This is a genomic window from Rhodopseudomonas sp. G2_2311 (genome assembly GCF_047501505.1).
Lineage (GTDB): Bacteria > Pseudomonadota > Alphaproteobacteria > Rhizobiales > Xanthobacteraceae > Rhodopseudomonas > Rhodopseudomonas palustris_H.
Genome location: NZ_JAZDRK010000006.1, coordinates 161715 through 185288, shown reverse-complemented (window position 1 = coordinate 185288; position 23574 = coordinate 161715). Strand labels below are relative to the sequence as shown.

At 67.2% G+C, this 23574-nt stretch carries 27 protein-coding genes and 1 tRNA gene; 13 read left to right on the top strand and 15 right to left on the bottom strand.

Features of this window, described 5'->3' with window-relative positions; all coding sequences use genetic code 11:
* Positions 1-47: 47 nt before the first annotated feature.
* Positions 48-461, bottom strand: a complete 414-nt coding sequence (locus tag VRZ08_RS11895; RefSeq protein ID WP_164607216.1) for a metallopeptidase family protein — start codon at positions 459-461, stop codon at positions 48-50.
* A 103-nt stretch (positions 462-564) separates the two neighbouring features.
* Here VRZ08_RS11895 and VRZ08_RS11890 point away from each other — a divergent pair, with 103 nt between their 5' ends.
* The 4 genes from VRZ08_RS11890 (at position 565) to VRZ08_RS11875 (ending at position 2665) form a co-directional block, all read left to right on the top strand.
* The gene (locus VRZ08_RS11890; protein WP_414532655.1) at positions 565-909 is read left to right on the top strand and encodes a hypothetical protein; all 345 of its coding nucleotides are present in this window, start codon (positions 565-567) and stop codon (positions 907-909) included.
* Between the two features lie 235 nt (positions 910-1144).
* The gene (locus VRZ08_RS11885; protein ID WP_107342484.1) at positions 1145-1426 is read left to right on the top strand and encodes a hypothetical protein; all 282 of its coding nucleotides are present in this window, start codon (positions 1145-1147) and stop codon (positions 1424-1426) included.
* Between the two features lie 207 nt (positions 1427-1633).
* Complete coding sequence (locus VRZ08_RS11880) at positions 1634-1864, top strand: hypothetical protein (RefSeq protein WP_414532654.1); 231 nt, start codon at positions 1634-1636, stop codon at positions 1862-1864.
* 123 nt (positions 1865-1987) lie between these two features.
* Positions 1988-2665, top strand: coding sequence for a hypothetical protein (locus VRZ08_RS11875; RefSeq protein ID WP_414532653.1), 678 nt, complete (start codon positions 1988-1990; stop codon positions 2663-2665).
* Positions 2666-2729: 64 nt separating this feature from the next.
* Here VRZ08_RS11875 and leuC read toward each other — a convergent pair whose 3' ends face one another.
* From leuC to ffh, 7 genes are all read right to left on the bottom strand, one after another.
* Complete coding sequence (leuC, locus tag VRZ08_RS11870; protein WP_414532652.1) at positions 2730-4139, bottom strand: 3-isopropylmalate dehydratase large subunit; 1410 nt, start codon at positions 4137-4139, stop codon at positions 2730-2732.
* Positions 4140-4448: 309 nt separating this feature from the next.
* Complete coding sequence (rplS, locus tag VRZ08_RS11865; protein ID WP_011155809.1) at positions 4449-4838, bottom strand: 50S ribosomal protein L19; 390 nt, start codon at positions 4836-4838, stop codon at positions 4449-4451.
* 113 nt (positions 4839-4951) lie between these two features.
* A complete protein-coding gene (gene trmD / locus VRZ08_RS11860) occupies positions 4952-5698 on the bottom strand; it encodes a tRNA (guanosine(37)-N1)-methyltransferase TrmD (protein WP_107353841.1) in 747 nt (248 codons plus the stop codon).
* The gene (locus tag VRZ08_RS11855; protein ID WP_414532651.1) at positions 5695-5838 is read right to left on the bottom strand and encodes a hypothetical protein; all 144 of its coding nucleotides are present in this window, start codon (positions 5836-5838) and stop codon (positions 5695-5697) included. The genes trmD and VRZ08_RS11855 overlap by 4 nt, the downstream gene beginning before the upstream one ends.
* Positions 5835-6365, bottom strand: a complete 531-nt coding sequence (gene rimM / locus VRZ08_RS11850) for a ribosome maturation factor RimM (RefSeq protein WP_107342489.1) — start codon at positions 6363-6365, stop codon at positions 5835-5837. The genes VRZ08_RS11855 and rimM overlap by 4 nt, the downstream gene beginning before the upstream one ends.
* 12 nt (positions 6366-6377) lie before the next feature.
* Positions 6378-6698 (bottom strand): 30S ribosomal protein S16, encoded by a 321-nt coding sequence (gene rpsP, locus VRZ08_RS11845; protein ID WP_011155812.1) that lies wholly within the window; start codon positions 6696-6698, stop codon positions 6378-6380.
* Between the two features lie 171 nt (positions 6699-6869).
* Positions 6870-8414 (bottom strand): signal recognition particle protein, encoded by a 1545-nt coding sequence (gene ffh, locus VRZ08_RS11840; protein ID WP_263990199.1) that lies wholly within the window; start codon positions 8412-8414, stop codon positions 6870-6872.
* 265 nt (positions 8415-8679) lie between these two features.
* Here ffh and VRZ08_RS11835 point away from each other — a divergent pair, with 265 nt between their 5' ends.
* Genes VRZ08_RS11835 through VRZ08_RS11825 form a run of 3 tightly spaced genes read left to right on the top strand, consistent with a single transcriptional unit; the run spans position 8680 to position 10396 of the window.
* The gene (locus tag VRZ08_RS11835; protein ID WP_263990200.1) at positions 8680-8925 is read left to right on the top strand and encodes a type II toxin-antitoxin system Phd/YefM family antitoxin; all 246 of its coding nucleotides are present in this window, start codon (positions 8680-8682) and stop codon (positions 8923-8925) included.
* Positions 8926-9330: a type II toxin-antitoxin system VapC family toxin gene (locus VRZ08_RS11830; RefSeq protein WP_414532650.1), complete on the top strand. Its 405-nt coding sequence runs from the start codon at positions 8926-8928 to the stop codon at positions 9328-9330.
* A gap of 4 nt (positions 9331-9334) precedes the next feature.
* On the top strand, positions 9335-10396 hold the full coding sequence (locus VRZ08_RS11825) for an MBL fold metallo-hydrolase (protein ID WP_414532649.1): 1062 nt from the start codon (positions 9335-9337) through the stop codon (positions 10394-10396).
* Positions 10397-10405: 9 nt separating this feature from the next.
* Here the strand turns inward: VRZ08_RS11825 and VRZ08_RS11820 are convergent, their stop codons facing one another.
* Positions 10406-11104, bottom strand: coding sequence for an SIMPL domain-containing protein (locus tag VRZ08_RS11820; protein WP_107353847.1), 699 nt, complete (start codon positions 11102-11104; stop codon positions 10406-10408).
* Entirely contained in the window at positions 11101-11922 is an 822-nt protein-coding gene (locus VRZ08_RS11815; protein WP_414532648.1) for a GyrI-like domain-containing protein, read from the bottom strand. The genes VRZ08_RS11820 and VRZ08_RS11815 overlap by 4 nt, the downstream gene beginning before the upstream one ends.
* A 235-nt stretch (positions 11923-12157) precedes the next feature.
* Between VRZ08_RS11815 and dapF the strand changes: the two genes are divergently transcribed.
* Together dapF and mtaB are read left to right on the top strand one after the other, a co-directional pair.
* Positions 12158-13039: a diaminopimelate epimerase gene (dapF, locus tag VRZ08_RS11810; protein ID WP_107353849.1), complete on the top strand. Its 882-nt coding sequence runs from the start codon at positions 12158-12160 to the stop codon at positions 13037-13039.
* Entirely contained in the window at positions 13039-14310 is a 1272-nt protein-coding gene (mtaB, locus tag VRZ08_RS11805; protein ID WP_414532647.1) for a tRNA (N(6)-L-threonylcarbamoyladenosine(37)-C(2))-methylthiotransferase MtaB, read from the top strand. Before dapF ends, mtaB begins: the two co-directional genes overlap by 1 nt.
* 9 nt (positions 14311-14319) lie before the next feature.
* On the opposite strand, the gene VRZ08_RS11800 is transcribed toward mtaB, so the two are convergent.
* From VRZ08_RS11800 to tsaD, 4 genes are all read right to left on the bottom strand, one after another.
* Positions 14320-14982: a class I SAM-dependent methyltransferase gene (locus tag VRZ08_RS11800; protein WP_414532646.1), complete on the bottom strand. Its 663-nt coding sequence runs from the start codon at positions 14980-14982 to the stop codon at positions 14320-14322.
* A 153-nt stretch (positions 14983-15135) separates the two neighbouring features.
* Positions 15136-15549: an EVE domain-containing protein gene (locus tag VRZ08_RS11795; protein WP_107342497.1), complete on the bottom strand. Its 414-nt coding sequence runs from the start codon at positions 15547-15549 to the stop codon at positions 15136-15138.
* Positions 15550-15551: 2 nt separating this feature from the next.
* Complete coding sequence (locus VRZ08_RS11790; RefSeq protein WP_414532645.1) at positions 15552-16541, bottom strand: NAD(P)H-dependent glycerol-3-phosphate dehydrogenase; 990 nt, start codon at positions 16539-16541, stop codon at positions 15552-15554.
* A 36-nt stretch (positions 16542-16577) separates the two neighbouring features.
* Positions 16578-17651 (bottom strand): tRNA (adenosine(37)-N6)-threonylcarbamoyltransferase complex transferase subunit TsaD, encoded by a 1074-nt coding sequence (tsaD, locus tag VRZ08_RS11785; RefSeq protein ID WP_107353853.1) that lies wholly within the window; start codon positions 17649-17651, stop codon positions 16578-16580.
* A gap of 242 nt (positions 17652-17893) precedes the next feature.
* Here tsaD and VRZ08_RS11780 point away from each other — a divergent pair, with 242 nt between their 5' ends.
* From VRZ08_RS11780 to VRZ08_RS11765, 4 genes are all read left to right on the top strand, one after another.
* Positions 17894-18640, top strand: a complete 747-nt coding sequence (locus tag VRZ08_RS11780) for a uroporphyrinogen-III synthase (protein ID WP_264075118.1) — start codon at positions 17894-17896, stop codon at positions 18638-18640.
* A gap of 51 nt (positions 18641-18691) precedes the next feature.
* On the top strand, positions 18692-20101 hold the full coding sequence (locus tag VRZ08_RS11775) for a COG4223 family protein (RefSeq protein ID WP_414532644.1): 1410 nt from the start codon (positions 18692-18694) through the stop codon (positions 20099-20101).
* Between the two features lie 8 nt (positions 20102-20109).
* Positions 20110-21810, top strand: coding sequence for a heme biosynthesis protein HemY (locus VRZ08_RS11770; RefSeq protein WP_414532643.1), 1701 nt, complete (start codon positions 20110-20112; stop codon positions 21808-21810).
* A 157-nt stretch (positions 21811-21967) separates the two neighbouring features.
* Positions 21968-22043 (top strand) — tRNA-Thr (locus tag VRZ08_RS11765).
* A 503-nt stretch (positions 22044-22546) separates the two neighbouring features.
* Here the strand turns inward: VRZ08_RS11765 and VRZ08_RS11760 are convergent.
* Entirely contained in the window at positions 22547-23329 is a 783-nt protein-coding gene (locus tag VRZ08_RS11760; RefSeq protein ID WP_107342502.1) for a HAMP domain-containing protein, read from the bottom strand.
* Positions 23330-23574 lie beyond the last annotated feature (245 nt).

Below are 23574 nucleotides of genomic sequence, written 5' to 3'. Positions count from 1 at the left end.
CAGGCCGTCGGTCAAGCCGGCAAACCGCAGAGCCCCGCGCGGCTGGTTCAATCCTCGGCCGTCTCGTCCGCCTTGGCCTCGATCGCCTCCATGTCGTCGTCCGACAGGCCGAAATGATGGCCGATCTCGTGCACCAGGACATGGCGGACGATCTCGCCCAGACTGTCGTCGTGCTCGGCCCAATAGTCCAGGATCGGCCGGCGATACAGCCAGATCATATTGGGCATCGGGGCGACGTCCTGGCTGGAGCGCTGCGGCAGGCCGATGCCCTGAAACAGCCCGAGCACGTCGAATTCGGTCTCGGCCCCGAGCTCGTCGAGCACCTCCTCGGTGGCGAAATCGTCGACCCGGATGATGACGTCCTCACACAGCGACCGGAACTCGCCGGGCAGGCGGGCGAACATCTCGTGCGCCATCTGTTCGAGCTCGGCGAGGGATGGGGCTTTGGCATTGATCCACATACCGGCCGTTGTACGCGATCGGGTGGGGGCGGCAAGCGGCTTGCGGTTGACGACGGCGCCGTGATCGGGGACGTTGCCGCGGGGCTTTGAGGGGGCGGATGGCATGGACCAGCGCAGCATGGGGCGGATTACGATCGCAGCGGCAACGCTGGGACTGGGGCTGGCTGTCAGCCTGCCGGCGACCGTGCCGGCTGGGGCCCAGCAGGCGGTAGCGACCACCTCGCGCCCAGCGGCCGATCGCCTCACCGACGTGTCGTCGCAGGAGCGGGTTCGCCGGGCGCCGCGGCGGGTGCCGGTCTATCCGCGCGATGAGGGCGACGACGTCATCCCGCGCTACAACCCGGGCCCGAACGCGGTGCGAGACTGTACTGCCAGCTACGTTCAGGAATATCGCCCGAGCGGCACCGTGATCGTGCCGCGGATGAGCTGCTTCTGGCGCCGCGGTTGAGCCTCGCCTTCGCCTGAAGGCTTCGCAGCGGCCCCTCGTTGGTACGCCAAGTACCAAGCAATAAGCAGCCTTTCCGGAACTTCGCGCGCTGATCGCGCATTGCTGTGCGGCGAGTGGCGCATTCACTCCGCATTCACGTCGTGCGCGTCAGCCTGATTGTCAGGGGGTCATGCCGAGCGGCCCGCCGACCGCCAGCAAGCGGCCGGACGCGCGTCGCCAACCAAGGAGTTGTTGGATGAAGATTCTGAAATGGTCGGGCCTGGCTGCGATCGCCGGTCTGTTGCTGATCGCTGCCCCCGGCGAACGCGCCGAGGCGGCGCCGCTGTCGACCCCGGGCATCGCCGCCGCGGTCCAGCGGGACGCCATCCCGCAGGCGACCGAAGTGCAGTACCGGCATCACCGGCACATGCACCGCCATCACTACCGTGGGCACCGTCACCACCACATTCGCCGGCACTACGGCCACCGGCACCACCATCATCATTACCGGCATCATCATCACCGCCACTGGCGCTGATACGGATCGGTTACCAACGGGCCCGCAAACGCGGGCCCGTTTTCGTTACGGCGGTTGCATTTCGGCGGGTTGCGCCGACATGATGGCCAGTACCAGCCGATGGAGGTGACTATGCGAGCATGGATCGGAGCGGCCATTGTGGCGACGGCGCTCGGCGCCGCCGGTCCCGCGAGCGCAACTCCTGTAAGCACTGCCCAGGCACCCAGCGTGAAGACACCGGGCGTGACGACACCGCAGGCGACCGATATCAGCGCCCGGCAGCGCAAGCCGCAGGCCAAGCATCGCCACGTCCGGCGGCATACGGCGCCGCACCGCACCTATGTGTATGGGCCGCGCGGCAGCTACGACTACAACGCCCGCCCGCATTGGTACCGGCCAGACCCGGTGTCGCCGTTCTTCCCGTTCAGCTACGGCTGGGGCCTCGGGCCGTCGTGGTAAGCACCGCGGCGCTGCCGCTGGAGGCGGCCTTCGGCGCATTCATCACGCGTTCAGTCAGCCAGCCCTAGCGTCGCGCTCCTGGTGCAACGACAATGCGCCGCCTGCGGCACAGGGAGAGGCGAGATGGCCGATCTGCGCGTGATCCATTTGCCTGCAGCTCAATCCAAACGACCCGCGCCCGGTCCGCTGCGGCTGGTTCGCCGGATCGGTGTGGCGGCGCTGATGGCAGCCGCGGCGCTTTCGATTTCAGCGATCACACCGCGTCCGGCGCTGGCGCTGTCCCCGGCTACTCCCGCGACCAAATCCATCAGCTCTGCTGCTGCAACACAGCCTATCCAGGTGCAGCATCATTTCGGCCATGGCGGCGGAGGGCCCCGCGTCGGTGGATTCCATGGCGGCGGATTCCGCGGCGGTCAGTTCCGGGGAGGACCTGCATTCCATGGCGGCTTCCGCGGCGGGCCGGCGGTTGGACCGCGGTTCTACGGCGGCGGACGGCGTCTCTACGGCGGCCCGCGGGTCTATGGCGCAACGCGCTTCTACGGACGGCCGCGCTATTTCGACGCTCGTCACTACGGCTTCCACCGTCGTTACTACCGGCCGCGCGTCTACGGCTATTACGGCTCCGCCTACTACTACCCAGCCTATTACGGCTACTACCGGCCGCGGGTCTGCCGCGTGGTGTGGACCTACTATGGCCCGCGCCGGGTCTGCCATGTCCGACACTGGCGGCACCACTGGCACCGGCACTGGCGGCATCATCACCGCCACCATCATCACCATCGCCACTGGCGCGTTTACTGACCGATCTCAAAAGCAAAACAGGCGCCCCGAGGGGCGCCTGTTTGGTTGTTAGTTCGACCGGTGCTTAGTGCCAGTCGCGGATGTCGACGAAGTGGCCGGCGATCGCGGCGGCGGCGGCCATCGCCGGCGACACCAGATGGGTGCGGCCCTTGAAGCCCTGACGGCCCTCGAAGTTGCGGTTCGAGGTCGAGGCGCAGCGCTCTTCCGGCGCCAGCTTGTCGGGGTTCATCGCGAGGCACATCGAGCAGCCCGGCTCGCGCCATTCGAAGCCGGCCTTGATGAAGATCTTGTCCAGACCCTCGGCCTCGGCCTGCTCCTTCACCAGACCGGAGCCCGGCACGATGATGGCGTTGACGTTGGCGTTGACGGTCTTGCCCTCGGCGACCTTGGCGGCGGCGCGCAGATCTTCGATGCGGCCGTTGGTGCAGGAGCCGATGAACATCCGGTCGATCTTGATGTCGGTGATCTTGGTGCCCGGAGTCAGACCCATATAGGCCAGCGCGCGCTCCTTGGAGAGCCGCTTGGCTTCATCGGCGATGTCGGCCGGGTTCGGCACGCGGCCGGTGACCGAGATCACGTCCTCGGGGCTGGTGCCCCAGGTGACGATCGGCGGCAGCGCGGCGGCGTCGAGCTTCAACTCGTGATCGAAATGCGCGCCGTCGTCGGAGCGCAGCGTCTCCCAATAGCGCAACGCGGCGTCCCAGGCGGCGCCCTTCGGCGCCAGCGGACGGCCCTTCAGGAATTCGTAGGCGCGCTCGTCCGGCGCGATCAGGCCGGCGCGGGCGCCGCCTTCGATCGACATGTTGCAGACCGTCATACGGCCTTCCATCGACAGCGACCGGATAGCGTCGCCGGCGTATTCCAGCACGTAGCCGGTGCCGCCCGCGGTGCCGATCTCACCGATGATCGCCAGGATCACGTCCTTGGCGGTGACGCCGTCCGGCAGCTTGCCGTCGACGGTCACCCGCATGTTCTTGGCCTTCTTCTGGATCAGCGTCTGGGTCGCCAGCACATGCTCGACCTCGGAGGTGCCGATGCCGTGCGCCAGCGCGCCGAACGCGCCGTGGGTCGAGGTGTGGCTGTCACCGCAGACGATGGTGGTGCCGGGCAGCGTGAAGCCCTGCTCCGGGCCGATGACGTGGACCACGCCCTGACGCTTGTCGAACTCGTTGTAGTAGGTGATGCCGAAGTCGCGGGCATTCTCGGCCAGCGCGGCGATCTGCTCGGCGCTTTCCGGATCCGGATTGGGCTTGGAGCGATCCGTGGTCGGCACGTTGTGATCGACCACCGCCAGCGTCTTCTCCGGCGTATGCACCTTGCGGCCGGCGGTGCGCAGACCTTCGAACGCCTGCGGCGAAGTCACTTCGTGCACCAGATGGCGGTCGATATACAGCAGGCAAGTGCCGTCTTCGGCCTCGTGGACCAGATGGTCGTTCCAGATCTTGTCGTACAGCGTAGTGGGCTTAGCGGACATGGTGTCGGTCCTTCGGAAGGATCTTTGAATTGTCGAAGTGAGGTGGATGGCGCGGCCCGCGGGCGCCGTCGGCCGATCAGCTAATCAGCGCGGCCGTGGTCAGACGGCCGAAGAACCGCCACGGCAGGCGGCTGCGGTCGTCGAGCACAATCTTCGCGGCGCGGCGGCGGTTTGGAAACATTCCATCCATATAGCACGTCGCGGCAGGGCCACAACGCTTCGCCGAGCAGGCCGGCGCACAGCGCAGTCGCAACAAAAAAGCGCGACCCGAAGGCCGCGCTTTCGAAATCCGAAATGTCGAAGCGCCGATTACTCGGCCGCCGCAACCGCAGCGGTGCGGTCCTGCTTCTTTTCGACGATGCGGGCCGACTTGCCGCGCAGGTTGCGCAGGTAATACAGCTTGGCGCGACGCACCTTGCCGCGGCGCACAACCTTGATCGAGTCGATCATCGGCGACAGCAGCGGGAACACGCGCTCCACGCCCTCGCCGTACGAGATCTTGCGCACCGTGAAGCTCTCGTTGATGCCGCCGCCCGAGCGGCCGATGCAGACGCCTTCATAGGCCTGCACGCGCGAACGCTCGCCTTCGACGACCTTCACGTTGACGATCACGGTGTCACCGGGACCGAACTCCGGAATCGTCTTGCCGGCCGACAGCTTGTCGAACTGCTCTTTTTCGAGCGTCTGAATCAGGTTCATCGATAATTCTCCATCGGCGGCGCGCCCGACCATCCCGGCGCGGGCTGCGCAAAGATCCATTGTCCTGCCATTGCACGGATTTGGCGGTGCTATACGGCAATCTTGGGGGTTTGTCACCCGTCCGTCTTGTTTTTTGGCGTTTTTTGCGATTCGCCCTTTGCCCGAATGGTTTGCGCCGGCCTAGCGGCCCACAAATCCGGTCGCCGGGCCTTGGTCAGGGCCTCTGCTTCGCCCAGCCGCCACGCCGCAACCTTGCCGTGATCGCCCGACAGCAGCACCTCGGGAATCGGCCGGCCCTCGAACGTCTGCGGCCGGGTGTATTGCGGATATTCGAGCAGACCGGCCGAAAAGCTCTCGTCGGTCGAGGATTCCAGCTTGCCCATCACGCCCGGCAGCAGCCGGACGCAGGCGTCGATCAGCGCCATCGCGGCGATCTCGCCGCCCGACAGCACGTAATCGCCGATCGAGACCTCCTCGAGCCCGCGCGCGTCGATCACCCGCTGGTCGATGCCTTCGAACCGGCCGCAGACGATCAGCGGCCCGGGGCCGGCCGCCAGCTCGGCAACGCGGGCCTGGGTCAATGGCCGACCGCGCGGGCTCATCACCAAACGCGGACGGTCCGCGGATGCGTCCACGGCGTCGATTGCGGCCGCCAGCACGTCGGCCCGCAGCACCATGCCGGGGCCGCCGCCCGCCGGGGTGTCGTCGACGCTGCGGTGTCGGTCAGTGGCCGAGTCCCGGATATCGCGCGCCTCCAGACCCCACAGCCCGGACGCCAGAGCGCGCCCCGCCAGGCTGACGCCGAGCGGGCCGGGAAACATCTCCGGAAACAGGGTGAGGACAGTGGCGCGCCAGGTCATGCAGAGCCTGCAAAAGGTGAGGCGTCATGCGCGGGCTTGCCCCACGCATCCAGCTTCTTCGCAAGATGATGGATCGCCGGGTCGAGCCCGGCGACGACGATGATAAGCGCGGCGACGTCGGTGCGGAACGTCCGCGTCACGCCTCCGGATGGTTCGGCGTGTCGCCTTCGATCTCGTTCGGCGGCTCGATCACCACCTGGCCGGCGGCGAGGTCGACGGTCGGCACCACCGCGTTGGTGAACGGCAGCAGCAGAGTCGGACCTGACGGCGGCGCAATTTCGATGATGTCGCCGGCGCCGAAATTATGGATCGCCACCACCTTGCCGAGCGGATCGCCCGTCGTGGTGACCGCGGCGAGCCCGATCAGGTCGGCGTGGTAGTACTCGTCGGCCTCGGTCGGCGGCAGCTTGTCGCGTGCCACATAGAGCTCGACGCCGTTGAGCCGTTCGGCCTCATCGCGCGTGGTGACGCCTTTCAGCGTCACCACCAGATGGCTCTTGGCCTCGCGCGCGCTCGCGATCTCGAACTGGCGCGCGCCGTCCTTGGTCACGAGCGGACCGTAGTCGCTCACGGCGAACGGATCGGCGGTGAAGCTCCACAGCCGCACCGCACCGCGCACGCCATGCGGCGCGCCGATCCGGGCGACGCAGATGAGCCCGGACGGCATCAGCCGCCCCGCTTACTTGCCGTCGGCGGCCTTGCGCTCCTTGCGCGGCACCGCCTTCTCGGGATTGTTGCGGGCTTCACGCTTGCGGACACCGGCGGTGTCGAGGAAGCGGGCCACGCGGTCCGACGGCTGCGCACCCTTGGCGAGCCAATCCTTGACCTTGTCGAGGTCGAGCTTGAGGCGGGCTTCGTTGTCCTTCGCCATCAGCGGATTGAAGTAGCCGAGACGCTCGATGAAGCGGCCATCGCGCGGGAAGCGCGAGTCGGCGACGACGACGTGATAGAACGGGCGCTTCTTGGTACCAGCGCGCGCGAGGCGGATGACGACGGACATTGCGGATCTCCTAGGTGGGGGTTCGTGTGTGTTTGTGACTAAATGATTAGTTCGTCATTCCGGGGCGCGCGTGAAACGCGCGAACCCGGAATCCCGAGCTGTTCTGGAAGAGAGATTCCGGGTTCGCCGCTGCGCGGCGCCCCGGAATGACGGAGAGGTGAGCGAGCGGCCTCATTTCTTCTTCCCGAGGAAGCCGCCGAGGCCCGGCAGAGTCGGCTTGCCGGACAGGCCGGTGAGGCCGGGCAGATTGGGCAGGCCGCCGCGCAGCGACGCCGGTAGATCCTTCGGCAGCTCCGGCAGCCCTTCGGGCATGTCGCCGCTCTTCATCTTTTCCTGCATCGCCTTGATCTCGTCGGGCGAGGGCAGGCCACCACCGAAGCCCATCGCCTTGGCGAAGCCGGCCATCGGGCCGCCCTTGCCGCGACCCACGGCCTTCATCATGTCGGCCATGTTGCGATGCATCTTCAGCAGCTTGTTGACGTCCTCGACCTTGATACCGGCGCCGGCGGCGATGCGCTTCTTGCGGCTGGCCTTGAGGATGTCGGGGTTCTTGCGCTCCTCGCGGGTCATCGAATCGATGATCGCAACCTGGCGCTTGAGCACCTTGTCGTCGATCCCGGCAGCCGCGATCTGGTTCTTCATCTTGGAGATGCCGGGCATCAGGCCCATCAGGCCGCCGATGCCGCCCATCTTGGTCATCTGCAGCAGCTGATCGCGCAAGTCCGTCAGATCGAACTTGCCCTTGCGCATCTTCTCGGCGACGGCGGCGGCCTTTTCGGCATCCAGCGTCGCAGCAGCCTTTTCGACCAGCGAGACGATGTCGCCCATGCCGAGGATGCGGCTGGCGATCCGGCTCGGATGGAAGTCTTCGAGGGCGTCGGTCTTTTCGCCGGTGCCCATCAGCTTGATCGGCTTGCCGGTGACGGCGCGCATCGACAGCGCGGCACCGCCGCGGCCATCGCCGTCTATACGGGTCAGCACGATGCCGGTGAGGCCAACGCGCTGATCGAACGCGCGCGCGAGATTGACGGCGTCCTGACCGGTGAGGCTGTCGGCGACCAGCAGCACTTCGTGCGGATTGGCGGCGGCTTTGATCTCGGCCGCCTCGGTCATCATCTCTTCGTCGAGCGTGGTGCGGCCGGCGGTGTCGAGCAGCACGACGTCGTAGCCGCCGAGCTTGCCGGCTTCCATCGCACGCCGGGCGATATCCGGCGGCTGCTGACCGGCGACGATCGGCAGCGTGTCGATCGAAAGATCGCGGCCGAGCACTGCGAGCTGCTCCATCGCGGCCGGACGATAGACGTCGAGCGAGGCCATCAGCACCTTGCGCTTGTCACGCTCGGTCATGCGGCGCGCCAGCTTGGCGGTGGTGGTGGTCTTACCGGAGCCCTGCAGACCGACCATCATGATCGGCACCGGCGGCACAGCGTTGAGGTCGATCGACTGAACTTCAGACCCCAGCGTGGCGATCAGCTCGTCATTGACGATCTTGACCACCATCTGGCCGGGCTTGACCGACTTGACGACGGTGGCGCCGACGGCCTGCTCGCGGACCCGCTCGGTGAACGAGCGCACCACTTCGAGCGCGACGTCGGCTTCCAGCAGCGCGCGACGGATTTCGCGCATCGCCGCATCGACATCGGCCTCGCTGAGCGCACCGCGCCCGGTCAGCCGATCGAGAATACCGCCCAGCTTATCCGAGAGATTGTCGAACATCGGCCCAATTCCAGCGACGGCCTTCCGGCGAAAGGCCTACAAAACCAAACACTTATGGCGCCCGAGGGCGCATCGCGCTGTCGGACGTTGACCTCCGGCCTCTTGGACCGGGCGGCGGATCGAAAAGAGCACTTTTCGAGATTTCGGCGGCATCAATACGCGACATCGCCCCGAAGTCAAGAAATCCGACTGTTCGGCGCCTCGGAGGGGCTCCCGACCGGGCGGAAAATCGCTATATTTCGTGAACTTAACGAGGTCAAAGGTCATGAAGCACGTCAGCTTGGCAGATGCGCGGGCCAATATCGCGAAACTGCTCGATGAGGTCGAGCGCGGCGAAACGGTGACGATCAGCCGTGATGGGGTGCCTGCGCGGGACGTCGCGGTGCCGGCCCAAGAGCGTTCCGCGGATGTTGTGCAGGCCATCGAAGAGCTCAAGCAGCTCCGCAAGGCAAACGGACCTGCGACGGTCGAGGAGATTCTGTCCTGGCGCGACGAGGGGCGGCGGTTCTGAATGGCATTCGTGTTGGATGCTTCGACTGCCGTCGCCTGGTGTTTCGACGAACACCACCCCGCTGCCGATCGAACCCTTGAGCTCGCTAAAGTCAGCGAACCGCGAGCTCCTGCGATCTTGTGGTTCGAGCTTCGCAATACGGCTCTGATGGGGATTCGGCGAGGTCGGGTGAAAGCGGAAGCCGCCGACGGAGTCCTTGCCCGGATCGAACGCATTCGCATCGCGATAGCGCCACTTCCGCCCGCGGCAGACCCGATCTTCGCCTTGGCCCAGCGCCACCGCCTGACTTTCTACGACGCCGCCTATCTCGAACTGGCGCAGCGCGAGCGGATCGGGCTGGCGACGCTCGACGCGGCATTGGTCCGGGCGGCGACCGCCGAAGGCGTTGCCCTGGTCGGCGCATGAGCGAATGAGCCTGATCACGCGCCGCCGCCTGCTGGCGACCGCTGCCGGCCTTGCCGCCACGGCCGGGCTTTCCTCCCTCTGGATCTCCCGCATGAGCTATTACCAAGGCCCGGTCACCGATCACTTCGATGGCACGCGCTTCTTCGATCCCGATGGCGCGCCGCCGAAAAGCTTCTGGGAGGTGATGCGCTGGCGATTCAGCCACAAGCCGGCGCAGTGGCCCGAATGGGCTCCGAGCCCGTTCGCCGACACGCCGCCACCGCGTGTCGACGGCGCCGGCGTCAGGCTGGTTTATGTCGGCCACGCGAGTTGGCTGATCCAGACCGCCGGACTGAACATCCTGATCGACCCGGTATGGTCGGAACGGGTGTCGCCGGTCAGCTTCGCCGGGCCCAAACGGCACAACGATCCGGGCATCGCGTTCGACCGGCTGCCGAAGATCGACGTGGTGCTGGTGTCACACGGCCATTACGACCATCTCGACCTCGCTACGCTGTCGCGGCTTGCTGCCGCGCATGGGCCGCGGGTGATCACGCCGCTCGGCAACGATCTGACGATGACGGCGCACGATGCCACGATCCGCGCCGAAGCTTATGACTGGAGCGACCGCGTCGAACTGAATGATCGCGTCGCGGTGACGCTGGTGCCGACCCGGCATTGGACCGCCCGCGGCCTGTTCGACCGCAACCGCGCGCTGTGGGCCAGCTTCGTGCTCGAAACGCCCGCCGGCAAGATCTACGTGGTGTGCGATTCCGGCTATGGCGATGGCCGGCACTTCCGCCGCGTTCGCGATGCGCACGCCCCGCTGAAGCTGGCGATCCTGCCGATCGGCGCCTACGAGCCGCGCTGGTTCATGCAGGATCAGCACATGAATCCGGCCGACGCGGTGAAAGCGCTGGCCGATTGCGGCGCCGAGCGGGCGCTCGCCAATCATCACGGCACCTTCCAGCTCACCGACGAGGCGATCGACGCGCCCGAACAGGCGCTGTATGCGGCGCTCGCTGCAGAGGGCCTGCCGCGCGAGCGGTTTCCGGTGCTCAAGCCCGGGCAGGTGTTCGAGCTGTGAGCGCCGCGCTTACTGCGCCTTGATGCCCCAGTTCACCGTGACCGAGACATTCAGGGTTTGCTCGCCGGGCGCCACCTGTGCGCCGGCCGACAGATCCGCCGCCATCTTGCGCATCGGCATGACGCTGGGGCCGGACTCCTCCGCGATCGATAGTGGCGCGCCCAGCGTGAGACCGGCGGCACGCGCGTAGATCTCGGCCTTGCGGCGCGCATCGGCGACCGCTTCGGTCCGCGCTTCATCGAGCAGTTTCGATGCGTTGCTGACCGTGAAGCTGATGCCGCGAACCTCATTGGCGCCGGCCACCATCAGCCGGTCGAGAATGCCCGCCAGCGCCGCGACGTCGCGTACCCGCACCGACACGATGTTCTTGGCCACATAGCCGGTGACTTCGCTCGGGCCGGGCCGGTCGGCATATTGCGGCTGCAGCGACAATTGCGAGGTTTGGATGTCCTTGCCGTCGATGCCGGCGTTCTTCAACTCCAGCAGCACCTTGCCCATCGCCAGATTGGTGGCTTCCGCCGCCGCACGGGCCGACTTGGCGAAGTTCGACACCCCGGCTTCGATCAGCGCGGTGTCGGGCGCGACCGACTTCTGGGCTTCGCCGCGCACGACGATGCCCGGCGGCGGGACGTCCTGAGCGCGGGCCGGGAGCGCGACGAACAGACAACAGGCGGCGGCAGCGATGGAGAGCGAGCGGAGCATGTTCATTTCATCGGCACATAAACGTTGATCACCAGCTTGTCTTCGGCGGTCTTCAGCGGGTCGGTGATGTACTCCTCGATGAAGGTGTCCTTGGCCTCGAGCTTCTTGTCGTCGAGGAAGTTGGTGATCGCCTCGTAGGTGTTGTCCATGTTGTCGTAGGAGCCGCGGTGGACGAATTTCAGCGCCTTGCCGTCGGGCGACTTGCCGATGCTCATCGACTTGGCGAGGTTCTTGGGCTCTTGCGGCACTGGCACCTGAGCCTGGAAGGTGAAGCCGGTATCGTCGGTCGAGGTGTAGACGATCATCGGGTTGCCGTTCGGCGCGATGCCCTGCTTGTCGAGCAGCGCGGTCAGCGACTTGAACGCGTCCATCAGGTTGTCGAAGGCGTTATCCCAGTTCGCCTTGCCCTTCAGGATCACCACCGTCTTCGGCTCCAGCGTGGTCTCCTCGCCGAACGGATCGGCGGTCTGCACCGGTGCGGGCGTGGACGGCGCCGCGGGGGTCTGAGCCGCTGACGGAGGCGTGGCGGGAGCGGGCGTCGCAGCCGGTGTTTCGCTCGCGGTCGGCGGCGTCGCCGGGGCGGAGGTCGACGGCGCAGAGGTCGACGGATTTGCCGGGGTGGCAGGTGCCGGGGTGGCCTGAGCCGGTGCCGGTTGGGTCGGCGCAGTCTGAGCCGGCGCCGGTGCTGCGGCTGCCGGCTTGTCCTTGGCATCCTTGCTGGCGTCGGGGGCGGTCTGGGCGGACGCGCCGGCAATGCCGAGCGTCAGCACCAGCGCCGGCATCAGCCCGACGCGCGTAAGACCAAACAGGCAGGGGCGTTCCATTCCATCTCTCCCAAGGCCACCGCGAACGTCGCCCGACCTTCCCGCGTGGCGCAGCATCGGACTTGCGCCAATCACCGAGTCGAGCGGCTCCTCATAACATCCGATCCGCGATTTCGTCCCGTCCTGGCGAGCCATGCGATGGCGGTGTGGCTTCCCTGTGGCCGCGCGCCGCTGCGGGCGCCAGACTGGCCAAACCGAACCGGGTTCGCCATATAGGCGCAGCGAGGACGAGAGCATGAGCGCGCTGGACAACCGCCTGTTCGCCAAGATGAACGGCATCGGCAACGAGATCGTGGTGGTCGACCTGCGCGATCAGCCGGCGCCGGTGACGCCGGCCGATGCGCGGGCGGTGGCGGCACATGTGCCCTATGATCAGTTGATGCTGCTGCAGCCGGCCCGGCTGCCCGGCACCGAAGCCTTCGTCCGGATCTACAACAATGACGGCTCCGAATCCGGCGCCTGCGGCAACGGCATGCGCTGCGTCGCGCGGCAGATGTTTGCCGGCAGCGACCAGAACGGCCTGACCTTCGAGACCCGCGCCGGCCTGCTCAATTGCTGGCGCGGCCCGGCCGACGGCCTCTACACCGTCGACATGGGCGAGCCGAAGTTCGGCTGGCAGGACATTCCGCTCGCCGAGGAATTCCGCGACACCCGGATGATCGAATTGCAGATCGGCCCGATCGATGCGCCGGTGCTGCACACGCCGTCAGTCGTCAGCATGGGCAACCCGCACGCGATCTTCTGGGTCGACGATGTGAACGCCTATGATCTCGGCCGGTTCGGACCACTGCTCGAGAACCATCCAATCTTCCCGGAGCGCGCCAACATCACGCTCGCCCATATCGTCGATCGCCAGCACATCACGATGCGGACCTGGGAGCGCGGCGCCGGGCTGACCAAGGCGTGCGGCTCGGCCGCCTGCGCGACCGCGGTCGCGGCGGCGCGGCTGAAGCGCACCGAGCGGACTGTCGAGATGACGCTGCCGGGCGGCCAGCTCACCATCGAGTGGCGCGAGAGCGACAATCACGTGCTGATGACCGGCGGCGCCGAATTCGAGTTCGAAGGCCGGTTCGATCCGGCGCTGTTCACCGGCGCGCTCGACCCGACTGGCGCCTGATGGCCGTCGAGGTCGTCACGTTCGGCTGCCGCCTCAACGCGTTCGAGTCCGAACTGATCCGGCGCGAGGCAGAGGCCGCCGGGCTCGCTGACACCTTCGTGGTCAACAGCTGCGCGGTAACCAACGAGGCGGTGGCCCAGGCGCGGCAGCAGATCCGCAAGCTGAAACGCGCGCGCCCCGAGGCCCGGATCATCGTCACCGGCTGCGCGGCGCAGACCGAGCCGGCGACCTTCGCCGCGATGGCCGAAGTCGACCGGGTGATCGGCAATGACGACAAGACCCGCAGCGAGGCCTGGCATGCAGCCAAAGGCGCGTTCGACGCAGGCCCGAGCTTCGGGCTCGACACCGAACAGAAGATCGCGGTCGCCGACATCATGGCGGTGCGCGAGATGGCGCCGCATCTGCTGGACGGGTACCAGAACGGACTGCCGCGGGTGTTCGTGCAGGTGCAGAACGGCTGCGACCATCGCTGCACCTTCTGCATCATCCCGTATGGCCGTGGGAATTCCCGCTCGGTGCCGGTCGGCGCAGTGGTCGAGCAGGTGCGGCGATTGGCCGAGCGCGGCCACGCCGAGATCGTGCTGACCGGGGTCGACCTCACCAGCTACGGCGCCGACCTGCCGGGTACGCCGAAGCTCGGTACCCTGGTTAAGAAAGTGTTACGGCACGTGCCGGAGCTGCAGCGGCTGCGGATCTCGTCGATTGATCAAGTTGAGGCCGATCGCGATCTGATCGATGCGCTCGCCACCGAGCCGCGGCTGATGCCGCATCTGCACCTGTCGCTACAGGCCGGCGACGATCTGATCCTCAAACGGATGAAGCGCCGGCATGCGCGCGCCGACGCGGTCGCATTCTGTGAAGAGGCCCGGCGGCTACGGCCCGACATCGCGCTCGGCGCCGATCTGATCGCCGGATTTCCAACTGAGACCGACGAGATGTTTCAGCGCTCGCTCGACCTGATCGAGGAATGCGGCCTGACGTTTCTGCACGTGTTTCCGTATTCGCCGCGGCCCGGCACACCGGCGGCGCGGATGCCGCAGCTCGATGGCCGCGTGACCCGCGATCGCGCCGCCCGTTTGCGTGCCGCCGGCGAAGCAGCGCTGCAGCGGCGGCTGGCCGCCGAGATCGGCGCGACCCGCGCGGTGCTGATCGAGAGCCCGACGCAGGGCCGCACCGAGCACTTCCTCCCGGTCGCGATCTCAGGCGCGACGCCCGGAGATGTGCAGACCCTGCGGATCACCGGGCACGACGGCGCGCGGCTGACCGTATAGCGACGCCAATTACTTCAGCGTCCAGACGCCGGTGTGTTTGATTTCGGAATCTTCCAATTCGCGCGTCACGGGGACGCCGTAGCTCGCAAGCTGCACGAGTTGATCTTTCGGCAGATAGTAGCGGCCGGGATCACCGATCAGCACTTGCGCGCCCTGTGCCGCACGGCCTTGCAGGAAGGTGAAGGCAAGCCCGGCAATGTCCTGCTGATAGAAGATATCGCCGGCCAGCACGGCCTGCGCCGGCAGCGGATGCGCCCCCGCGAGCAAATCATCGCCGCAGATCTCGATCGCGACGCCGTTGGCCGCGGCATTGACCAGGATCGCCTCGCGCGCAAAACCGTCGATATCGAACGCGGTGACCTTGCGCGCCCCGGCTTTCATCGCCGCGATCGCCACCAGCCCGGAGCCGGAGGCCAGATCGATCACGTCCTTGCCGGCGACGTCCTGCGGATGATCCAGCACGTAGCGCGCCAGCGCCTGTCCGCCGGCCCAAGCGAACGCCCAGAACGGCGGCGGCAACCCGGCTTCGCCAAGCTCTTCTTCGGTCTTGCTCCACAGCGGCAGCGCCTCGTCGGCGACATGCAGCCTCACCTCCGGCACCAGCGGCACCTCGCGCAGCCGGGTATTGGCACGGATGAAGGCGATCGGATCGGTAATGGCGGAGCTGCTCATCGCGCCGTGATGGGCGAGCGGCGGAGAGATGTCCAGAGTTTCGGTCCGTCATTGCGAGGAGGCACAGCCGACGAAGCAATCCAGCCCCGTGCACGAAGCTGGATTGCTTCGCTACGCTCGCAATGACAAAAGCGGTTGGTCCGCAAGAACGAGCTACAGCCCGCCCATCTTGCAGACCAACTTCCACTCCTCAGCCGTCACCGGCTGCACCGACAGCCGCGAGTACTTCAGCAGCGCCATTTCGGCGAGGCGGGGCTCGGCCTTGATGGCGGCGAGGGTCACCGGCGTCTTCAAGGGCTTCTCGGCCTTGATATCGACGCAGACGAATTTGCCGCTGGCATCGGTTGGATCCGGGTAGGCTTCGCGGATGATCTCGGCGATGCCGACGATCTCCTTGCCCTCGTTGGAGTGATAGTAGAACGCGCGGTCGCCGCGCCGCATTGCCACCATATGCAGCTTGGCGGAGTGATTGCGCACGCCGGTCCAGGCTTCGCCCTCGGCACCCTTGGCGACCTGCTGGTCCCACGACCACACCGACGGCTCGGATTTCACCAGCCAGTACGCCACGTCTATTCCTCCGCCTTGAGCGGCCGCGTCAGCAGCCCTTCGATCGCCGCATCGACGCTGAGCTTGCCGCTCAGCACCGCCGCTACCGCGGTCGAGATCGGCATGTCGATGTCCTTGGCTTGCGCCATCTCCAGCAGCACCGGCGCGGTGTAGTAGCCTTCGGCGAGCTTGCCGTGCGCGGCGGTCTCGATCCGCTCGCCGCGGCCGAGCGCCATGCCGAACGAGAAATTGCGCGACTGCGGCGTCGAGCAGCACATCGTCAGATCGCCGAGCCCCGACAGGCCGTGCATGGTCTCGATCCGTGCCCCATAGGCCTTGCCGAACCGCACCAGTTCGACGAAGCCGCGCGTCGTCATCGCCGCCAGCGCCGACGCGCCAAGCTGACGGCCCTCGACGATGCCGGCGGCGATCGCCAGAACGTTCTTGGTGGCGCCGCCGAGTTCGACGCCGCGCACATCGGTCGAATGATACGGGCGGAAGCTGCCGGAATTCATCGCCTGGGCCAGCGCCTGCGCGCACGCCGCATCGGTCGCGGCGATCGTCACTGCGGTCGGCAGGCCGCGCGCCACATCGGCCGCAAAGCTCGGGCCCGACAGGATTGCCGGGATCGCGGCCGGTGCCGCTTCGGCGATGATCTCGGTCATGAACCGGTGGGTGCCGTGCTCGATGCCCTTGGCGCAGGCGACCAGCGGGGTTCGCGGCGCGATCAGCGGCTGCAGCGACGTCACCACCTGGCGCAGCACCTGTGCCGGCACCACCAGCAACAGTGCGTCGGCGCGCGCCGCCTCGGCGAGGTCGCGCGTCACCTCGATCGAGGGTTCGAGCAGCACGCCGGGCAGGAAGCGGCTCTCGCGCGCCGCAATTAGATGCTCGGCATTGGCGGCATCATGCTCCCACAGCGTCACGCTTCGGCCCGCCCGCGCGGCGGTCTGCGCCAGCGCCGTGCCCCAGGCTCCGCCTCCGAGCACGGCAATCGACTTCAACGAACTCATCGCAACATCATCCAAGCCACCGACTTGAGCCCGGCCTTAGAACCCGGCGCGCGTGTTGGCAAATTTGGCCGGCGCGGTGGCGCCAGCGTCGAGCAGCCAGCGCGCGCGCGGCGCGGTATCCATCGTGTCGGTGAGGCCGAGCGCCAGCCGTTCGGCGCCGGCCCAGGCGATCATCGCGCCGTTATCGGTACACAGCGCCGGCGGCGGCACCATCAGCGTGGTCTGCGCCTTGGCGGCGACTTCACGCAGCATCCGGCGGATCGCCTGGTTGGCGGCGACACCGCCCGCCGCGACCAGCGCTTTCGGCGGGCCGAACCGTTCTTTGAACAGACGCAGCCCGGTGCCGAGCCTGTCCGCCACCGAGTCGAGCACCGCGGCCTGAAAGCCCGCGCACAGATCGTTGATGTCCTGCGGATCGAGCGGCGTCAGCTTGCCGGCCTCGTTGCGCACCGCCGTCTTCAGCCCGGACAGCGAGAAATTGGCATCCTGACGTCCGAGCATCGGACGGGGAAACGCGAAGCGGTTGGGATCGCCGGCTTCGGCCGCGCGTTCGACCTGGGGACCGCCGGGGTAGGGCAGGCCGAGCATCTTGGCGATCTTGTCGAACGCCTCACCGACCGCGTCGTCGACTGTCGTCCCGAGCCGGACGTAGTTACCGACGCCGAGCACGGCGACGATCTGGGTGTGGCCGCCCGAGGCCAGAAACAGGCAGTAGGGAAACTCGACCGCATCGGTCAGCCGCGGCGTCAGCGCGTGAGCTTCGAGGTGATTGACCGCAATCAGCGGCGTGCCGTGCACCAGCGCAATCGCCTTCGCGGTGGTCAGCCCGACGATGACGCCGCCGATCAGTCCAGGGCCCGCGGCCGCGGCCACCCCCGACAAACCGGCAAACGCCACGCCGGCTTCGTTCATCGCAGCTGCAATGATTCCGTCGAGCACGTCGACATGGGCGCGCGCGGCGATCTCAGGGACGACGCCACCAAAGGGTGCGTGTTCGTCGGTCTGGGAACGTACGATATTGGAGAGAAGCCGGCCGCTACCGTCGGCGCGGCGCTCGACCACGGCGGCTGCGGTTTCATCGCAGGTGGTCTCGATCCCCAGCACCAGCAAGGCTTGTTCACTAGTCAAATTGAGCCCTTGCGTTTGCGCCCGAACCAGCGTTCTCCTTGCCTCGCGTAGCATTGCGGGGTCTTGGAATGCAATCATCCCCTTGGCGCCCTGCGGCCCCGGCAGATTGCGTGGGAGCAGCGAAGCGGGGCGCTGCGGCGCGACCGGTTTTCACGCGGCTCAGGGTCATGCGGCCGGGCTACTTCGGATTCACTCTCATCAATCGACAGCCGAGGACGTAACGCGTGGCTTTGCTCGTCACCCGCCCGCAACCCGACGGCGACGCGACTGCGAAGACGCTGCGCGCCAAGGGTTATGACGTGTTGCTGGCGCCGATGCTGCGGTTCGAGCCGGTGCCGTTCCCCGACGATCCCGACGCGCACTACACCGGCGTGATCGTCACCAGCGCCAATGCGCTGCGTGCGCTGGACGACCAGCCGGTGCTGGCGCGGCTGTTGAAACTGCCGCTGTTCGCGGTCGGCAAGCACACCGCCCGCAAGGCGCAGGACGCCGGCTTTAGCGACGTGATCATCGCCGACGGCGATGCGGCCAAACTCAGGATCAAGATCCGCGACACCTTCAGCGGGAAAGACAAGCGCGCTGGCGCGTTGCTGTATCTGGCGGGCGCCGATCTGTCGCGCGACCTCGCCGGCGAATTGCGCGAAGATGGCTTCGAGGTGGTGATGCAGACCGCCTACCGGATGATGCCGGTACCGAGCCTGCCGGCCGAGGTGTGCGACGCTTTCGCGGCCAATCGCATCGAGGCTGTGCTGCACTACTCGCGGCGCAGCGCCCGGGCGTTCATCGACGCGACGCGGACCTCCGGCATCGAGATTTCGGCGCTGGCGATTCCGCAATGCTGCCTGTCGGAGGCGGTCTCCGAGGTGGTGCGAGAAGCCGGCGCCAACCAGGTGATGGTGGCGCGCAAGCCGGACGAAAAGGCGCTGCTCGAAGCGCTGGATCGGGCGCTCAGCCCGGCCAAAGTGAATTGATGCCGCGCCGGACCGCCGGCGCCGACAGGTAGCGACGAGGAAAATCCAGGGATGGTCCAGAACAGGCCCGAACACGAACAGGCTGCGGAACCGGCCGAGCTGGCTCAGCCGACCGGCGAGGAGATCAGCGCCGCGCCCGCCGGCGCCGAGGCGGAAGCCGCAACGGAGACAGCACCCGAGGCCGAACCGGCGCGGGGACCGGAGCAGGCGTTCGACATCGCCGCCGATCAGCGCGAGCAGGCCGAACAGGCTGCCGGGCTGCCGGAACCGGAATTTGCCACCACCACGGCTGCAGCCGATGCGTCGGCGACCGCGCAAAGCGCCGCAGCGCCGCGGAACAGCATCGCGTCGCTGATCCTGCCGCCGGTCCTGACGATCGCGATCGCCACCGGCCTCGTGGTCGGCGCCGCCAAGATGGGGCTGTTGCCGCAGTTCCTGTCGTCGACCGGCGTCACCGCCCCGCAGGCCGACTCGACGGCCCTCGACGCGCTGAACGCACGAATCGCCAAGCTCGAAGCCGCTCCCGCAACCGGCGCCGCCGCAGCCGCGGCGAGCGACACCGCGGCGCTGGAAGCGCTCGCGATCCGGATCACCAATCTCGAAGCGCGGCCAAAGGCGGCGGCCGATGGCGCTGCCACTTCCGATCCCGGAGCCACCGGCCGGATCGACGCACTGGAGAAGTCGGTGGCGTCGCTGCGCGACGATCTGACCGCGCTACGCGGCCAGACCGATCAGCTCGCCGCGACCATCAAGGAGCTGAAGGCGTCTCCGGACGCCGGCGCTGGCGAGGCCAAGCCGACTGCGGACGCAGCCGCCGCTGACAAAACGGCCGCGCTGGAGCAGACCACCGCCGCGATGGCGGCGATCGATCGGCGCCTCGGCGCACTGGAAACTGCCGCCAAGGCCGAAGCCGAAAAACCCGCGCCGAAGACGGCCCCCGCCGAAGACGGCGCGCTGCGCCGCGCGGTCGCCGCCACCTTGCTCGACCTCGCCGTCACGCAGGGCCAACCGTTTCAGGCGCTGCTGAAGGCCGCGGCGCCGCTCGCGCCCGATGCTGGCGCGCTGAAGCCGCTCGACCGCTTCGCTGCGAGCGGCGTGCCCAGCGCCCGTGCGCTCGGCCAGGAGCTGGTCGATCAGCTGCCCGGCCTGCTGCCCGACAAGAGCACCACGAACGCCAACTTCATCGACCGGTTTCAGGCCAACGCCGAGCGGCTGGTGAAGATTCAGCGTTCGGACGCGGTCGAAGGCATCGATCGCACCGCGATCGTCGGCCGGCTGACCGCGGCCGGCAAGCAGGGCGACATCGCCGCCGCGCTGAAGGAGCTGAAAGCGCTTGCGCCGGGTGACCGCGCTCCTGTTCAATCCTGGATCGACAAGGCGGAGGCGCGCGACCAAGCGCTCGCCGCGTCCCATCAATTCGCCACCGCAGCGCTCGGGGCGCTGCAGAAACCGTCGCCATAGGTCTGCCCATGCTGCGCATCGTTCTGTTTCTCGTGATCATCGCGCTCGCGGCGGCGGGCGCTGCCTGGGTGGCCGAACAGCCCGGCGAAGTGGTGCTGTCGTGGAACGACTGGAAGGCGTCGATGACGCTGCCAGTGTTCGCGCTGGTGCTCGGCGCCGGCGTGGTCGCCGTGATGCTGGCCTGGGCGATCATCCTCGGCGTGCTGCGCGCACCCGGTTGGATGAAGCGCGGCCGCAGCTCGCGGCGCAGCGCCCGCGCCCGCAACGCCATCACCCAGGGCCTGCTCGCCGTCGGCCATGGCGACAGCAGCGCCGCCCGTGCCCACGCCAACGCGGCGCGGCGCCATGCCCCGCACGATCCGCTCGCTCTGCTGCTGCAGGCGCAGTCGGCACAGCTCGAGGGCGACCGCGAAGGCGCCCGTCGCGCGTTCCTGGCGATGGCCGCCCGCAAGGACACCAAGTCGCTCGGCATGCGCGGGCTGTATATCGAGGCGCAGCGCGCCGACGATCCCTACGCGGCGTTGGCAATCGCCGAAGAAGCACTGCGGCTGCAGCCGACCTGTGCCTGGGCGTCGCAGGCGGTGCTCGGGTTCCGCTGCGCCCGCTCGGACTGGACCGGCGCGCTGGAGATTCTCGAGCGCAATCTCTCGGCCGGCCTGATCGACAAGAAGGCGTTTCGCCGGCAGCGCGCGGTGCTGCTGACCGCGCGGGCGACCGATCTGCAAGAAAGCGACGAGAGCCTTGCCCGCGACAGCGCGCTGGAAGCCAACAAGCTGGCGCCGACCCTGGTGCCCGCGGCGGTGCTGGCAGCCAAATATCTGGCCGAAGCCCATCAGGTTCGGCGCGCCATGAAGGTGATCGAGGCCGCCTGGCAGGCGCAGCCGCATCCGGATCTGGCCTCGACCTACGCCAACCTGAAGCCGGGCGACACCGCGACTGCGCGGCTCGGCCGGGTCGAGAATCTGGTCGCCAAGGGTCCGCAGCAACTCGAGAGCGCCGTTGCGATCGCCCGCGCGGCGATCGACGCTGGCTCGTTCAGCCGCGCCCGCGCCGCACTGCAGCCCTATCTCGACATGCCGACCCAGCGCGTAGCGATGCTGATGGCCGAGATCGAACACGGCGATCGCGGCGACACCGCGAAGGCGCGGGCCTGGACGCTGCGGGCAGTGCGCGCGCTGCACGACCCGGTGTGGACCGCCGACGGCTATGTGTCGGATCACTGGCGGCCGGTGTCGCCGGTCACCGGACGCCTCGACGCGTTCCAGTGGCAGGTGCCGGTGTCGGCGTTGCCGTCCAACAAGGTCGAGGTGATCGACGACAAGTTCCACGACGCCCTGATCGCCTCGGCGGCCGGCGAAGCGCTTCCCGCCAGCACGACGGCGGAAGCCGTCACCGTCACGGTGGAGGCGGCCCCGGAAACACCGATCGTGACGCCGAAGGAAACCACCGTTGTGGCCGATGAGCCCGCCAAATCGGACAAGCCAGCCAAGGCGACTGAGGCTCCGACTGAGGTGGCGGCCGCACCGGCGTCGTCTGCGGCGCCGCTGTTCCACCGCCGCAAGGAGGCGGCCCCAGTGATTCCGATCGTGCGGGCTCCCGACGATCCGGGCGTCGACGAAGACGCGGCACCTGAAGAGTTCGCCGAACGCTCCCAGGCACCGGCGACCGGGCAGAGCACTGGCTGGCGGGGTTACCGGCCGCCGCGCTGAGCCCGCGGCACGCTTCTGTTATTGGGACAACGTTCAACAAAACCACACCGGCGGCCGCTCCGACCGCCGGTTCAGGCACCCTGGTTCTTGCCAATCGGGCCGCCGCCCGATATCAGGAGCCGACGTTTCGGGCCGCTTCGTTAGCGCGCTCGCGGTCGCCGCAATAGCTCAGCTGGTAGAGCACGTCATTCGTAATGACGGGGTCGGGGGTTCGAATCCCTCTTGCGGCACCACCCTTTCTTCCTTCACCCGCACCGATCCTGAATCCGCCACGCCACGCGTGAGCTCGGGCGCAGCCGGGCCTCGGCTTCCAAGGGCTTGGTCAGGACGCTTCCGAAGCAAGCGCGTCCAGCGGAACATCTTGTTGTCGCCGGGTGTGATCTGACGCCGAGCCGGTCTCCATCCTGGCTCGCTCAAGCGCTTGGCACGACTAGGCCTGCCTTGGAGCGAACACCTGTCTGGCTGCATCGAACGCCCAGCGGAGCGTTCGGAGACATAGTCGACACATCGGACTGCGTTGGACGGGGCAGGGGGCGATGCTCCGTATCTTGGCCAGGCACAACCTCAAGACATTCGCCCGCCCCAAATAGAAAAGCCCGCGCGATGCGCGGGCTTTTGTTGGTACCGGCTCACCCGCCTGGGTGAGCCTCGATGTGATGATCTCAACGCTTGGTTTTGATCGTCGCGCCTTCAATGACTCGAGGAGGCGCGTTCAGGGTCTCGGAAGAGGCGCCGATCAGGCGCGCTTCGGAACGCCCAAACCGTTGTGCAGCCAGCTGCTCCACGATCGCGACAGCGTCTCGCTGACCGTCCGGCCATCCGTGAACAGCATCTCGCGGGCATTGCTGACGGCCCCCTTCAGATCCATCCACATTTCCTTGAGATTGGCCAGAATACCGTTCGTGCCGTCGAGGACGCGATGGCTCTTCAGCTTGGCCAGCTCGATCAGAGACTGCTGGATCTTGGCGATCGACCGCGCGATCCGGCCGATTTCATCCGAGCGGCTCAGCGCATGGATGCGAACGCTGGTGTCGCCAGATGCGAGGCGTTCCACGTCCTTCTCCAGTTCGCCGAGCGGGGCGAGCAGGCCGCGCGAAATCCGGGTGCCGACCAGACCGACCACCGCGAACACCACGACACCGGCGAGCAGCAGCATGGTGCGGGCAGCGCCGACACCGTAATCCGGAGTCGAGGTGACCACCGTCTCCGAAGCCTGAACCACCAGACCCTGACCTTCGTACGACGCCGGCATTACCACCGGCCCGGCATCCTGCTGCATCACCAGCATGCCGACGATGCTGCCGTCCGCGGCGCGGACTGGCGACAGCGTCGCTCCCCCTTGGCCGACCAGGCGGTCGAGCGACGCAACGCTCGCAGCCTGCTTGGCATGGCTATCGGTGACCTTGTGCAAGACCATTTCGCCGACACCACCGATGGCGACCGAGGCGAACAGCGTAATTCCCAAGACGAGGATCGAGATCTTCTGGGCTAGGTTTCGGTTGGACAGATCGAATTGCATCGTAGTTCTCCAGCTTTCTTCAATTAGGGGCGGCTTGCCCCCTAAGGTGAACAGCGTGAACAACGCTTTACTTATTAACGTTAACGATTTGCTAACTCCCGCGTAGACCTGCTTGGGACCACGCTAAGAAAACGCCTCACGCTGGAACGGTGAACGAGCGCTGGTAACCAGGCACTCGTTCGAGAGAATCGCGAATCACCATGAGCCAATTAGCCGTCTAACTCTTTGATTAAACAGGTAGTTGC